Here is a 14,146-nt window from a genome sequence, read left to right as displayed (position 1 = left end):
CTACAACACCTCGTTAATATATAGTCCGAGTCCCGCCAGAACAAGCCCGGCCGTCCAGAACGAGATGACGACCCGCCACTCGGACCATCCGGACAGTTCGAAGTGATGGTGAATCGGACTCATTTTGAACACGCGCTTGCCGCGGGTTTTAAAGGATGTTACCTGGATGATGACCGACAGCACTTCGACGACGAAGACGCCGCCGATGATGGCCAGCAAAATTTCCGCCTTGGTCAAGATCGCCACCGCCGCCAGCCCGCCGCCGATGCCGAGCGATCCGGTATCCCCCATGAACACCTTGGCCGGATGCGCGTTGAAGACGAGAAAACCGAGCACGGCGCCGACCATGGCGGCCGAAAAGATGGCGATGTTCGGCTGCGTGTTGTTCAAGGCGATCACGGCATACGCTCCGAAGGCGATCGCGCTCGTGCCTGCGAGCAGTCCGTCCAGCCCGTCGGTGAAGTTGACGGCGTTCGAGGTGCCGAGCATCAGGAAGACGACGAACGGGAAGTAGAGCCACCCCAGATTAAAATCGATGTCAAAATACGGAATGTGCAGCGACGTGCTGTGCTCGCTCATGACGAGCATCACGCAGACGATAGCCGATACGATCAGCTGGCCGAGCAGCTTCTGTTTGGCGGTCAGGCCAAGCGAGCGCTTGAACAAGATTTTGATGTAATCGTCGAGAAAACCGACGAAGCCGTAGCCGAGCGAGGCGACCAGCAGCAGGGCGGTCTCCATGTTTTTCTCGCCGAAGCGGAGCACGGCCAGCGCCAGCGCTAGCATGATGATCGTGCCGCCCATCGTCGGCGTCCCCGCCTTCTTCAGATGACCCTGCGGTCCGTCGGTGCGGACCTGCTGGCCGAATTTGAGCCTGCGCAGCAGGGGTATCGCCAGCGGTCCCATAATGACCGACAGCAGAAACGCGACCCCTAGCGTCAGCATGACTATACTGAAATCCACGTTTACCGTCCCCCTAATTGCAGCAAATGCGCGGCAACGGTCTCCATTCGCATGCCGCGCGATCCCTTGACGAGCACTGCATCGCCCGCCGCCGTGCGGCTGGCCAGCTCGCGGGCCAGCGCCTCTTTGTCCTCGTAATGGAATACCCGCTCATGCGGAAAGCGCTCGCGCGCCCCTTCGGCGATGTGCCGGCCCAGCGGGCCGTAAGCGAGCACCGCCTCCACCGCGGCCGGATCGATCGAGCGGCCGACTTCGCGGTGCAGCTCCGCTTCCTGCGGTCCGAGCTCCAGCATATCCGCCAGCACGGCGTATTTGCGCCCCTTCGCGTCCAGCTCCGCAAGCAGCCGGAGCGCGGCGCGCATCGAGGTCGGGCTCGCGTTGTAGGCGTCGTTCAGCACGGTGACGCCGCTTGGCGCGACGGCAACCTCGATGCGCATGCCGGTCATGACCGCGGCTGCCAGCCCCCGCGCGATCGCCGCGGGGCCGAGGCCGAAGCGCTTGCCCGCCGCCGCGGCCGCCAGCGCGTTGATCACATTGTGCACGCCGAGCACGGGAATGGCGAATCCGGTTCCGGGCAGTCCGTCGATCTCAAAGCGGGTGGAGGTTCCGTCCATCCGTATGTTCAAAGGCTTGAGCTCGTTCGACGGTCCTGCGCCGAACCGGAACGTGCCGAACCGGCGGCGCCCTTCGTCCGCGGCTTCCGGCCGTTCGGACAGCGCTTGTTCGATCAGCGGCTCGTCGCCGTTGTAAATCAGCAGCCCGCCTTCCCGGAGGCCTGCGACGATCTCCGTCTTGGCGCGGGCGATCTCGATGCGGGAGCCGAGCTGCAACAGGTGAGCTTCGCCGATGTTGGTGATGATCGCCACGTCCGGCGCGGCCAAACGGGACAGCAGCTCGATCTCCCCCCGCCCGCTCATGCCCATCTCCAGTACGGCGATCTCCGTCCGTTCATCCATCTGCAGCAGCGTCAGCGGCAGCCCGATGTGATTGTTGTAATTGCCCTCGGTTTTATGCACGCGGAAGGCGGCCGCCAATACCGCGGCCGTCAAATCCTTCGTCGTCGTCTTGCCGTTGGAACCGGTGATGCCGACCACCTTCGCGCCGAGCTGCCGGCGATATGCGGCGGCCAGCCGCTGCAGCGCCGCAAGCGTGTCGTCGACGTAGACGAGCGGCGCACCGTGCGGAGCATGGGCGCGGCCCTGCTGCCACAAGGCGGCCGCAGCCCCCTGGGCCAGCGCGCTCGCCGCGAATTCGTGCCCGTCGAAGTTGTCCCCGACCAGCGGCACGTACAGATTCCCGCGGGTCAAGGCCCGGGAGTCCCGGGATACGCCGCAAATCTCGATATCCCCCATGGCCGGGTCCGACAGCCGGCCCCCGGCCATGGCGGCGATGTCAGCCAAGGTCCGTTTAATCATGATATCTTCCCCTTATCGCTTGCTTGGCGACGAGACGGTCGTCGAACTCGTGCCTCACTCCGGCGATTTCCTGATACGTCTCGTGTCCTTTCCCCGCAATCAATACTACATCGCCCGGGGCCGCCCGATCAATCGCTTTTTGAATTGCGCTGCGCCGATCAACGTCCAGCTCGTACCGGTCCGGCGGCAGACCTGCCCGCTCGATGCCCGGCACGATATCGCGGAGAATCGCTTCCGGGTCCTCGCTCCGCGGATTATCCGAGGTGACGAGCAAATAATCGGCCAGCCGGGCCGCCGTCTCGCCCATCCGCGGGCGCTTGGTGCGGTCGCGGTCCCCGCCGCAGCCGAAGACGCAATAGACGCGGCCTTCGGCAAACTGGCGGATCGCCGTCAAGGCGTTGTCCAGCCCGTCGGGCGTATGCGCGTAATCGACGAGCACGAGGAAGGGCTGGCCGGCGCTGACCACCTCCATTCGCCCTTCGACCGGGGAGGCCTGCGCCAGGGCGGCGGCGATTCGCTCCAGCGCGATCCCTTCCCCCAGCAGGGCGGCGATGGCCGCCAGCGCATTGTATACATTGAAGCGGCCGACCAGCTTCATCTCGATGTCCGCCGCCCCGCGGAACGTCGCGCAGCGGAATCGGGTGCCGCGTGCGGTCAGCGCGATCCGCTCGGCGCGGACGTCCGCCGGCCGCTCGATGCCGTAAGTCACGAGCTGGGCGGCAGTTCTTGCAGCGTACACGGCAGAAGCGTCGTCGTCCGCATTCAGCACGGCGAACTGGCGGCGCTCCGGCACGCTGGCGAAGGCGTTGTCCATCCGCTCGAACAGCATTCCCTTGGCGGCGCGGTAGCGCTCCATCGTGCCGTGAAAATCAAGATGATCCTGCGTCAAATTCGTAAAGACGGCGGTGCGAAATCTTGCGCCATGCACTCTGCCGAGCTCCAGCGCGTGGCTGGACACTTCCATCACGCAATACTCGGTGCCGATATCGGCCATCTCCCGCAGATGCTTCTGCAAATCGTTGGCGTCCTGCGTCGTGCCGGCCGTGCTCAGCGTGCGGGAACCGATCTTGGTGATCCCCGTGCCCATCAATCCCGTCTTCATGCCGCAGCTCGCCAGCATTTGTTCGATGAGCGAGGTCGTCGTGCTTTTCCCGTTCGTTCCGGTCACGCCGATCAGCTTCATGCGCTCGCTCGGATAACCGTAAAAATGGGCGGACAGCTCCGCCAGGGCGCGCCATCCGTCCTTTACGTACAATTTGGGGACCTCCGCCTCGACGTCGCGTTCGACGACAAGCGCGGCGGCGCCTTGCAGAACGGCCTGCCGGGCGAATTCATGACGGTCCCGAATGCCAGGCTTTCCGGACACGCACACGAACAGATCTCCGGGACGGACGCGCCGCGAATCGAATTGGATGCCGGAAATTTCCGTATCTCCGTCGCCGGTCAAGCGGCAAACCGCAAGCTGGGATGCCAGCTCCTTCAGCTGCATAAGGTCCCCTCCCCTTCTTCAGACATGGTATCTATTATGGACAAAAAAACGCGGCGTGAAAAGCCCTATTCTGATAATTTGACGATGATATCCAGCAAATTTTCAGCATCGCAGGCGACGGCCGATGACGTGATTCAGCGCTCGTTATGGGCGTCTATCTTGAAAATAGCCCGGTGTCCGTGGCCCATTTTCATCCTCTGATGGTGCTGCGCAAGCCGCATGGGCGTCTATCTTGAAAATAGCCCGGGGCTCGCTGCCCCTTCCTGCGCTCCTGCCGAAGCTTCCAAATCTCTAACGATCGTGACAAACGCTATTTTGCTGAATCGTACCTTTTTTAAAATGTAACGAAACGTCGTAACGCTATTTGGCCAGAAACGCTGAATCGGGTAGCTCAAAATGCCAAATAAGGCTGCTCACTTGCGTTAGAATGTCAAAACGATCGTTTCGAGCTAAATAAGCTCTCTGGCTAGCGTTAGCCCAGGCAAAACAGCACCCTAGACTAGCGAGCATGAAGAGACGCTCCACGTCAGCGTTCGAGCTCCGCATTAGCGCGGTCCCTCCCCAGGCACACCCAGGCGCATGAGGCGACAAATCCTGCAAAAAATGCAACTTTTTCTGCCCCCTTCGCACAAAAGGAAGGGGAATGTTGCATTTTGTGCAACAATTTGGGCGAGTTTGGCTTCAAATCGAAGAATATCGCCCGAAATGTTGCACTTTCTACAACATTGAGCCGCGAGTTCGGGTTACTGCCCCGTTTTTGTTGTACAAAATACAACATTTGCTAGCTCTCTTGAAAATAGCCCCGGTCCCGCAGCCCATTTTCATCCTCTGATGGTGCCGCGCAAGGCGGCATGGGCGTCTATCTTGAAAATAGCCCGGTGTCCGTGGCCCATTTTCACCATCTGATGGTGCCGCGCAAGCCGCATGGGGGTCTATCTTGAAAATAGCTCCCAGGGCTGCGGCCCATTTTCCTCTTCTGATGGTGCCGCGCCAGCGGCATGGGCGTCTATTTTGCAAAAAGCGCGGCCCGCCGCAGCGGGATGGTGTCAGCCCCGCCCCTTGGGCGGGGCGAGCCGGCGGCGCTCCCGCCAGCAGCGCCCTCGTGCCTTACGGCGAATGGCCTTCCGGCTGCTGCGGCGGCTCCGCATCCGACAAATAGATGCGGATCGTGGAGCCCCGCTCCACGCGGCTGCCTGCTTTGGGCACCTGGTTGACGACATATTTGCCCGCGCCGGATTTGGCCAGGTTGAAGTTCATGTTCAGGCTCTCGTATATATCCGCTACCGTCATGCCAACCATGTTCGGCACTTCGACGATCGGCGTATCCCCGTACACGTACTTGCGGTCAAGCTGCTCCTTGCGCGGTTCGACCCCCATGTAGCTCAGGGCGTCGGCCATAATATTTTTTACCAGCGGAGCGGCGATCAGGCCGCCGAACTGGATGCCTTGCGGATTGTCCACCGCGGCATATACGACCACCTTCGGATCGTCCGCCGGAGCGAAGCCGATAAACGAGACAATGTGCTCGCTTGCGGAGTAGCGGCCGTTTACCACCTTCTGCGCCGTCCCTGTCTTGCCTCCGACGCGGTATCCGTCGATGAAGGCGTTGCGGCCTGTGCCGTTGGCGACGACGCTCTCGAGCGTCTCGCGCACCTTCCTGGACGTCTCCTCGGAGATGACCTGCCGCACCAGCTCCGGCTCCATCGTCCCGAGCCGCTGGCCGGTCTCCGGATGATACCAGGCCTTGCCTACATGCGGCTTATAGAGCTTCCCGCCGTTAATCGCTGCAGAGACGGCCGTAATTTGCTGAATCGGCGTGACGGATACGCCTTGGCCGAAGGAGGTCGTCGCCAGCTCCACCGGACCGACGCGCGACGGCTTGAACAGGATGCCGTTCTCTTCGCCGCCGAGATCGATGCCCGTCTTTTTGCCGAAGCCGAAATTGTGAATGTATTCGAACAGCTTCTCTTTCCCGAGCCTTTCGCCCATGACGACGAACCCCGGGTTGCACGAATTTTCGACAACTTGCAGGAACGTCTCGCTCCCGTGCCCTCCCCGTTTCCAGCAGCGGAGCCGGGCCCCGGCCACCTCGATCGCGCCGGGATCGTAGAACGATTCGTTCAGGTTCACCTTGTTCTCCTGCAGCGCCGCCGCCAAGGTGATGATCTTGAAGGTGGAGCCCGGCTCGTACGTCATCCAGATCGGCAGGTTGCGGTTGTAATTCTCGACGGGATAAGCCTGGAAATTGCCCGGCTCGTACCCCGGTCTCGCCCCCATCGCCAAAATTTCGCCGTTGTTCGGGTCCATCATGATGGCGATCGCATGATTGGGCTGATATTTGACCATCGCCTGATCAAGCTCCCGCTCCAGAATCGATTGGAGATGGCTGTCGATCGTCAGCTGCAGATTCAACCCGTCCTGAGGCTTCGTATATTTGCTTGTCGAATTCGGCATCTCCCTGCCGCTGGCGTCGGTCAGCCGGGAGATGCTGCCGTTAATGCCTGTCAGCAGGTCGTCATATGTTGATTCTATGCCCGTAAGCCCTTGATTATCAATGCCGGTGAAGCCGAGAACGTGCGCCGCCAGCTCGCCGAACGGATAGTGACGCTTGTTGTCCTCGGTCACGACGATGCCGGGCAGCCCCATCGCGCGGATTTCCTCGGCCTTTTCCTGGGAAATTTTCCGCCCTTCGGGCTTGATATACACGCTGGACGCCCGCTTCGTAATCATGCCCAGCACTTTGTCCGCATCCATCTGCAGCGCATCGGCCAAGCGGGCGGCTGTCGCTTCGGCGTCCTTCACCTGGGCCGGGATCGCCATGACGGTCGGCGTGCTGACATTGTACGCCAGCTTTACGCCGTTGCGGTCGATAATCTCGCCGCGCTTGGCGGTGACCGGTATATTGCGGCGCCAGTTGTCCTCCGCTTCCTGGGACAATCTCGGCCCCATCCAAATCTGCACATAAGCGAGGCGAACTACCAGCGCCAAGAATAGAATCGCTCCGACAACCAATGCGGCAAATAAACGGCGGCGAACCGTGACGTTCGATGCCTTCATGACCGTTCGCTCCCTCCTGAACAAGCAGATCGTTCCTTATCATGCCTATTCAGGACAACCAGGGGTTAGAACAAGCTGTCCGGTTCGCCGCACTTTCGGATATTCGGTTAAGGCGTCTTGCCGCCTATGCGGATTAAGCCGTTGTTCTTCGAATCGTTGTTTGTCGTATCGTTGGTCCTGGAATTTCCGGTCCCGGCGTCTTTCGTTGCGGATTCGTTCGCCTAGCTATTGCCGGCACCGTTCTCTGCCGTGTTGCTGCTCTCGCTGCCAACGCCCTGTTCGCTCCTGCTGCCGGACGTTCCATCGCGGCGCGCTTCATTGTCGCCGGACGCGCCCGTCTGGCGGGATTCGTCCTTGCCGCCTGCGCCGCTTGACCGGGAGTCGTCTTTCCCGGATGAATCGTCCTGCTGCGCCGCGTCTTTGCCGCTTGATGCCGCAGCGGCAAGTGCGGCGGCGGCTTTCTCGAATCCTCCGGCCGCCTCGATCTCGTTGTACGGCATAAGCTGCAGCCTCAGCACCCGGTCTTTTCCTTCGCCTTCCAACGTCTGCGAGACGACATAGCCTTCGCCGGTCGATTCGCAGCGCAGCTTGGCGAGCGAGCATACGGCGATCGCATCGCGCAGCGATTGGCCTGTCAGGTTGGGCGGCGTCACTTCGCCGTCGTTCTGCATCACTACATACATTCGCTGGTCAACGGCGATTTTCGTACCTGCCTGCACAGATTGGGCGAGCACCTTGTCTCCTTTGCCGATCGCTTCGACTTCGATGCCGTATTGGGAAGCGACCTGTTTCGCCTGCGCCAGCGTCATGCCCGTCATTTCCGGAACGACCGTGCGGGACGCCTGCTCCGCCGTCTGCCGCTGCTGCTCCGTCACCGTGGACGGCACGCGCATGTAGCGAAGCGTCTGCGAGACGATCTCCTTGAACGCCGGGGCCGCAACGTCCCCGCCCAAATGATAATTGTTGCCGAGATCCGGCTCGTCGGCGATGATCGCCAGCACGATGCGCGGATCTTCAATAGGAGCATAACCGATAAAGGAAATGACCCATTTGCCTTCGGCGTACCCTTTGACGCCGGGAACGACCTTGTTCGCCGTCCCCGTCTTGCCGGCAACGCGGTAGCCTTCGATCGCGGCCTTCTTGCCCGTGCCGATCTGCTGGTCGGCGACGACCTGCTCGAGCAGTTCGCCCACCTGCTTGGCCGTCTGCTCCGACACGACGCGGCGAACGACTTCCGGCTTGCTGCTATAGACGACCTCGCCGGTCTGCGGGTTGACGATTTCCTTGACGACGTGGGGCTTCATCAACAGGCCGCCGTTGGCGATCGCCGCATAGGCGACCGCCTGCTGGATCGCCGTCGCCGTCAAGCCTTGGCCGTAGGTGGCCGTCGCGAATTCGGCGGGATACCGCATGTTCACGATCCCCCCGACCTCGCCCGGCAGATCGATGCCCGTCTTGGCGCCGAAGCCGAACCGGTCGATATATTCCCGCAGCTTCTCCATTCCCAGCTTTTCATAGCCGAGCTTGACGAACGCCACGTTACTGGAGCGCTTCAATCCTTCCAGATAGTCGATACGCCCCCAGCCTACCCGGTTATGGTCGTGAAGCTTCTCCCCGGTTACGACGATGGAGCCGGATTGAAACTTCTCCCCCGGATTGAACAAGCCTTCTTCCACGGCGCCGGCCAGCGTGACGAGCTTGAATGTCGAGCCCGGCTCGTACTGGGACGCGACGGCATGGTTTACCGTGCTGCCGTCCTTCATCTCCCAATATTTGTTCGGATCGAACGTCGGCAGATTGGCCATCCCGAGCACCTCCATCGTCTTCGGATCGAGCGCGATGGCCATGATGCTTTTCGGGTTGTATTTCTCGTACACCTTTTTCAAGGCGTTCTCTATATAAAATTGGATGTTCTTGTCGATCGTCAGCTTCACGTTGCTGCCGTCGACCGGCGCCTGGTACTTAACCTCGGTGTCCGGCAGCTCGACGCCGTTCGGGTCCCGGCCGTAGCGCAGGAAACCGTCCGTGCCCTTCAAATAATTGTCCAGCTGCTTCTCCAGGCCCATGATCGGCTTGCCTTCCTTATCGCTGAAGCCGATCACGTGCGACGCTTGTGAGCCGCCGGGGTAGTAGCGCTTATGCTCCTCGATCAGCAAAATGCCGATGCTCCATTTCGCGTTGACCTGTTCCTTTAATTTTTTGACCCACTCGCGAATCTCCGCTGCTTTCGCGCTGTCGATTTTCCAGCCTTCGTTGCGAATCTCCACCTGCCCCGCGCCGCTGCTGAGGCGCTTGCGGATTTTGTTCTCCAGCTCGGCCTGCGCCGCCGGATCGTCGGAGGTGCGAAGAAACGAGGCCAGGCTGCGAACGACCTCGTCCTCCAGCCCGTAATCTTTGATCAGCTTGGGAGTTAGCGCTACGGTAAACGCCGGGGCGTCTTCCGCCAGCACCTTGCCGTTGCGATCCAGAATGGAGCCGCGAACCGCCGTCAGCTGCTTGTCGACCTCCCATTTTTCCTGGGCCTGAACGAGCAGCTCGGCGCCCTGGACCACCTGCACCCAATACAATCTGCCTACCAAAATGACAAAAAGGAGGGTGAATACCCCCCCGAGCAGCATGGAACGTAGCTTGATCCTTCTGACCATCGCTGCAATACCTCCCCCGTGATTCAACTTCGGACTTTCTGGCCAGGGTCAGGGACGATCTTTCGATTTGGTCGATTGCGCAGACGAAGCGACGGAATTGCGGCCGCCTGCGGAATTGGATTGCTCCTGCTGCGGCGTTGTCATCCCCCATGCTCTGGCCTGGTTTTCCAGATTTCTCGGGTCCGCCAATTCGTCGATTTTCTGCTTCAGGATTCGGTTCTCCGCTTCCAAGTTGTTAATCTCTGTTTGTATTTTTTGAATGGCAGAATTCATTTCATAGATTTGCGCATACCGCCAAATAATGACGCTTGCTACCAGCACGCACACGATAACCGTAAACAAATACAGCAATTTTTCCTGCACGGGCAGCGTTTTGGTCTTGACGACAACCTTCCTGGTTTCCTTGTAGCTGGGGCGTTTGTCCCCCTTGCTTTTCTGTTCGACGGCTAAGTTTCCTTGAATATAGGCTGGCACTGGGCGTAAATCCTCCTTTGGCGGTAGTTTAGTATAGAAGATGACGAGACCGGGGCGGTGCCGTTCACCGCTCCGGAAGCTTCTCGGCAATGCGCAGTTTTGCGGAGCGGGCCCGCGGGTTCGCCTCCAGCTCCTCCGGGCCCGGCTCGATCGGCTTGCGGTTGACCAGCTTTACGACTCCATGCCGCCCGCAGACGCAAACCGGAAAATCCGGCGGGCACGTGCAACGCTCCGTATATTTGGCGAACGTCTGCTTGCAAATGCGGTCCTCCAGTGAATGGAACGTAATAACGGCGGCGCGTCCGCCGGGCTTCAGGCAGCGTATCGCCTGCTCCAGCGCATCCTCGAAGGCGCCCAGCTCATCGTTGACCGCAATGCGGATCGCCTGAAAGCTGCGCTTGGCCGGATGAGGGCCCGTGCGGCGCGCCGCAGCCGGGATCGCCTCCTTGATCAATTCGACCAGCTCGCCGGTCGTCTCGATCGGCCTCATCCTGCGCGCCTCAACGATCCGGGCGGCAATTCGCCGGGCGAACTTCTCTTCGCCGTATTCGTGCAATATGCGGGCAAGCTCTCGCTCCGGCCATTCGTTCACGACAGCCTTCGCCGTCAGCTCGGAAGAACGGTCCATGCGCATATCGAGCTCGGCGTCATGGTTGTAGCTGAAGCCGCGTTCCGCCTCGTCCAATTGCGGGCTCGATACCCCGAGATCGAACAGTACGCCGTCAACCTGGGGCCGCCCTTCCTTCATCGCTGCAGGAATGGCTCTAAGCTCCTCCTCGAGATAGCGGAAATTGCTGCGCACGAGCTTAACCCGCTCGCCCGCCGGGGCCAGTCTCTCGCGGGCGTGCTTGAGTGCGATCTCGTCCTGATCGAACGCGACGAGCAGCCCGTCCAGGCTGAGCCGGGAAGCGATCTCGCTGCTGTGTCCGGCCCCGCCCAGCGTGCAGTCGACGTAAATTCCATCAGGCTTTATATGTAATCCTTCCACGGCCTCTTGCTTCAATACGGTTACATGATGAAACATCTCTCTTCAGGCTCCTCCCGGCTGTCGGCTTTCGACCTTATGACACTTGTGAACCGGTCGCTGCAAAGAACGGGTCCGGCGGCCAAGCTTTCTAGAGGTCGAAATCGAAATCTACGAGCTTCTCGGCGATCTCGCTGAACGATTCCTCCGATTGCTGGGAATAGCTTTCCCAGATCGCCTTGCTCCAAATCTCCACGCGGTTGGACACCCCGATCACGACGCAATCCTTCTCCAGCTTGGCATGCTCGACCAAATTTTTCGGGATGTTCACCCTCCCCTGCTTGTCCAGCTCGCACTCCGTCGCTCCCGAGAAAAAAAAGCGGGTAAAGGCGCGGGCGTCCGACTTCATCAGCGGCAGCGATTTCAGCTTCTTCTCCAGCACCGCCCACTCATCCATCGGATACACGAACAAGCATTGGTCCAAGCCACGGGTGACGACAAACGATGTTCCGAGGGCATCGCGAAATTTGGCCGGAATGATCATTCGGCCTTTCTCGTCGATGGTGTGTTGATATTCCCCCATGAACATCCACTGGTCACCCCTTTCCCACCACTTTACCCCACTTTCCTCCACTTGTACAGTAAAAATTCGGCGAACAAACGAAAAATCCTGCTGAAGCGCTTCGTCTTCAGCAGGATTTTTCCGCAGGCTGATTTTTCCGACAAGGTTATGCATGAAGCTTTCCATGATCGGCCGCATCCGCAGGCTCCAGCCCGCGGTCGGGCAATGCGTGAACAGACGCTCGTCATCGCGGCGCTTGCTCGTTCGCCTCGCTGCCGTCGTCCGCCGCAAGCCGGTTCTCGGTTGCCAGCCGGTCCCGGATGTCTCGCAGCTTTTGCCTGCGCTTGCGCCGCCACAGCCAGAGAGAAGCGAGGATGAGCAACAGCAGCGCCAGCACGGGAAGCGCCCCGACGACGATGACGACAAGCCCTTCGAACAAGAACGCCAGCACCGCCAGCGTGCCCTGCAGCGCTTCGGACGCCCTTTGCGCAAGCGGCTCGCGCCCCGGCGCCTGGAGCGCCTCCGCCGAACCGACCTTTTGCTTCAGGCTGAGCCGGATCGTCGAGTAGGCGACATTCTGCTCCAAATAACGCATCCGGCCCTTCAGCGCCTCAATGTCCTCCTGCACCTTGGCCAGCTCGTTCGAGAAGGCGACCAGCTCGTCGGTTTTGGAGGCTTTGCCGATAAACTCAAGCAGCCGCTCCTCCGCCGCCTGCTTCGCCTTCAAGCGGGACTCGAGGTCGACGAACTCCTCCGTGACGTCCTCTCCCCTCATCCATTTGCTGTCCAAGGGAGCGAGCTTCTCCAGCTCCGCCAGCAGCGGATCGAAACCTTGCGCCGGCACCTTGATGACGAAGGTGCCGCTTTTGTTCACTGAGCCGGAGCTTTCATGGAACTGCAGCACGTAGCCTCCCCATTGGCGCACCGATTCCTGGATGCTGACCACGGTCCCCGCATAATCCCCCGACGTCATGGATAGCTCCGCCTCGTAAATGATTTTGCGCTCGGCTTCCTGTCCCGCCGCTGCCGAAACCGGCGTCACGCCGCCTTCTCTCGGCGCCACGGTCAGGGCCGCGGCGTTGCCGTTTGCCGCGCCGAGCGACTTGCCGGCCGAATCTGCGGCGCGGCCGGAGGCCGCCTGCTCTGCCGCCCCCGATGTTCCCGCCGCGCTGCAGCCGCTAGCCAGCGCCATAGCAAGCGCAGCGGCGATAAGCGCCCGCACGAGCTTCGCGGCGCGGCCTCCCGCCGGCCGTCGGCCGCCGTCTGTCTGCTCCGCCATCCGTCTGCTTTCCATCGCTTCGCCCCCTGTCTGTTATAGCCATTGGAAATATGGCGAACGCCGGACACTTGCCTCCGGCCGTTCAGCTCCATAGACGAGGGCAGCGCCAATAATGTTGCATTCATTTTACTGCATTGGAATTTTACTCCTTGATTTTTTCGAAGGATGCATCGTATAGACGGAACATCGTTTTATACCCTGACTCATCCACTTTGATCCCGACATCCAGCCGCCCCGTTACCTTTAACGGCCCCGATGTATAGCGCAGCTTCGTCTCGTTCGGGACAAAAACGATCATGATTTTGTTCCAGTACGTCTCATCTCCATTGTCGAACGGACATTCCGCGCCCGGCTCGGGAATGAGCAGAAACCAGCGCTTCTCAAAAGACAGAACCTCTCCCATGAAGCCTTTTATTTCCACGGTTTTCTGCTGCTCCGACAAATCCCAAAATTTGCTGGAGGGGGCTATTTGCATGTCATCGTCAAAAAACTCCGACCATTTGATGACAGGATGCCCCGCATGGTTCGCTTGCGCGGAACTGTTCTCCGCAGCGGCGCCGTCCGGCTTCGCCGCTTCCTGCGGCAGCGCGGCGGCGGCCTGCTCGCTGCCGGGAGGAGCCGCTCCGGCGTGCGCGGAGGCGGCTGCAGACGCTGCACCGGCCGCGGCAGCGGGCAGAGCCGATGACTTCGGCGGCGCTTCTTCTGCCGCGGAAGCGGGCGGAGCGGCTGACTCTTGCGAGGCCGCGTCTGCTGCCGGGGCGGCCTGCGCAGCAGCGGCAGGCACGGCTTGAGCATCCGGCCGCGCCTGAGCCTCTGCCGCATTGCCGCTGCCGGCAGCCTGGCTTGCTCCCTTCGGCGATTGCCCGGCAGCCTCGCTGGCCGCTAACAGGCCAGGCGCAGCGGATGAAGCGGCTTGAACCGGCTCTGCCGGCAGTTGCTCCTGCGCGGCGGCGAATGTTCCTCCCTCATCGTGCGTTTGCCGGGTGCCGCAGCCGCCGGCGACGCCAGCAGCAATGAGCAAGAACGCCGCACATATCACTTTGTTCGCCTTCATTGTTACCTCCTATCTTGAAAATTTGGCGGTATCCGCCGACAAAATTTCAATACCGCAGGTGACGACCGATGACGGCAGGAAGCGCTCGTCATAGGCGTCTATCTTGAAAATTTGGCGGTATCCGCCGACAAAATTTCAATACCGCAGGTGATGACCGATGACGGCAGGAAGCGCTCGTCATAGGCGTCTATCTTGAAAATAGCCCCCCAGGGCGGGCGGCACATTTTCATCTTCTGATGGTGCC

Annotated in this window: 11 protein-coding genes; 1 reads left to right on the top strand and 10 read right to left on the bottom strand. The window is 60.7% G+C overall.

The features are described 5' to 3' along the window. From mraY to F591_RS0102815, 3 genes are read right to left on the bottom strand one after another with little or no spacing between them, the layout of a single operon-like run. Window positions 1-963 carry a phospho-N-acetylmuramoyl-pentapeptide-transferase gene (gene mraY, locus F591_RS0102825; RefSeq protein WP_026326330.1) on the bottom strand — a complete coding sequence of 321 codons (963 nt, stop codon included), beginning with the start codon at window positions 961-963 and terminating at the stop codon, window positions 1-3. A gap of 2 nt (window positions 964-965) precedes the next feature. Then, complete coding sequence (locus F591_RS0102820) at window positions 966-2,378, bottom strand: UDP-N-acetylmuramoyl-tripeptide--D-alanyl-D-alanine ligase (protein ID WP_019533070.1); 1,413 nt, start codon at window positions 2,376-2,378, stop codon at window positions 966-968. Further along, complete coding sequence (locus F591_RS0102815; RefSeq protein ID WP_019533069.1) at window positions 2,371-3,867, bottom strand: UDP-N-acetylmuramoyl-L-alanyl-D-glutamate--2,6-diaminopimelate ligase; 1,497 nt, start codon at window positions 3,865-3,867, stop codon at window positions 2,371-2,373. The genes F591_RS0102820 and F591_RS0102815 overlap by 8 nt, the downstream gene beginning before the upstream one ends. Before the next feature lie 643 nt (window positions 3,868-4,510). Here F591_RS0102815 and F591_RS33500 point away from each other — a divergent pair. Then, the gene (locus tag F591_RS33500; protein WP_019533067.1) at window positions 4,511-4,699 is read left to right on the top strand and encodes a hypothetical protein; all 189 of its coding nucleotides are present in this window, start codon (window positions 4,511-4,513) and stop codon (window positions 4,697-4,699) included. A gap of 275 nt (window positions 4,700-4,974) precedes the next feature. Here the strand turns inward: F591_RS33500 and F591_RS0102805 are convergent, their stop codons facing one another. The 7 genes from F591_RS0102805 to F591_RS0102770 form a co-directional block, all read right to left on the bottom strand. Beyond that, on the bottom strand, window positions 4,975-6,924 hold the full coding sequence (locus F591_RS0102805; protein ID WP_019533066.1) for a stage V sporulation protein D: 1,950 nt from the start codon (window positions 6,922-6,924) through the stop codon (window positions 4,975-4,977). A gap of 221 nt (window positions 6,925-7,145) precedes the next feature. Further along, on the bottom strand, window positions 7,146-9,569 hold the full coding sequence (locus F591_RS0102795; protein ID WP_019533064.1) for a penicillin-binding transpeptidase domain-containing protein: 2,424 nt from the start codon (window positions 9,567-9,569) through the stop codon (window positions 7,146-7,148). A 48-nt stretch (window positions 9,570-9,617) separates the two neighbouring features. Continuing rightward, on the bottom strand, window positions 9,618-10,043 hold the full coding sequence (gene ftsL, locus F591_RS0102790) for a cell division protein FtsL (protein ID WP_019533063.1): 426 nt from the start codon (window positions 10,041-10,043) through the stop codon (window positions 9,618-9,620). 64 nt (window positions 10,044-10,107) lie between these two features. Then, window positions 10,108-11,067: a 16S rRNA (cytosine(1402)-N(4))-methyltransferase RsmH gene (gene rsmH / locus F591_RS0102785; protein ID WP_019533062.1), complete on the bottom strand. Its 960-nt coding sequence runs from the start codon at window positions 11,065-11,067 to the stop codon at window positions 10,108-10,110. Between the two features lie 91 nt (window positions 11,068-11,158). Then, entirely contained in the window at window positions 11,159-11,596 is a 438-nt protein-coding gene (mraZ, locus tag F591_RS0102780) for a division/cell wall cluster transcriptional repressor MraZ (protein WP_026326329.1), read from the bottom strand. A 217-nt stretch (window positions 11,597-11,813) separates the two neighbouring features. Next, entirely contained in the window at window positions 11,814-12,863 is a 1,050-nt protein-coding gene (locus tag F591_RS27245) for a DUF4349 domain-containing protein (RefSeq protein WP_019533060.1), read from the bottom strand. Between the two features lie 127 nt (window positions 12,864-12,990). Beyond that, the gene (locus tag F591_RS0102770) at window positions 12,991-13,902 is read right to left on the bottom strand and encodes a hypothetical protein (protein ID WP_019533059.1); all 912 of its coding nucleotides are present in this window, start codon (window positions 13,900-13,902) and stop codon (window positions 12,991-12,993) included. Window positions 13,903-14,146: the final 244 nt, after the last annotated feature.

Origin of the sequence: Paenibacillus ginsengihumi DSM 21568, assembly GCF_000380965.1 — a bacterium.
Taxonomy (GTDB): domain Bacteria; phylum Bacillota; class Bacilli; order Paenibacillales; family NBRC-103111; genus Paenibacillus_G; species Paenibacillus_G ginsengihumi.
The sequence above is the reverse complement of the archived record's forward strand: the minus strand, read 5'-3'. Positions and strand labels throughout refer to the sequence as shown.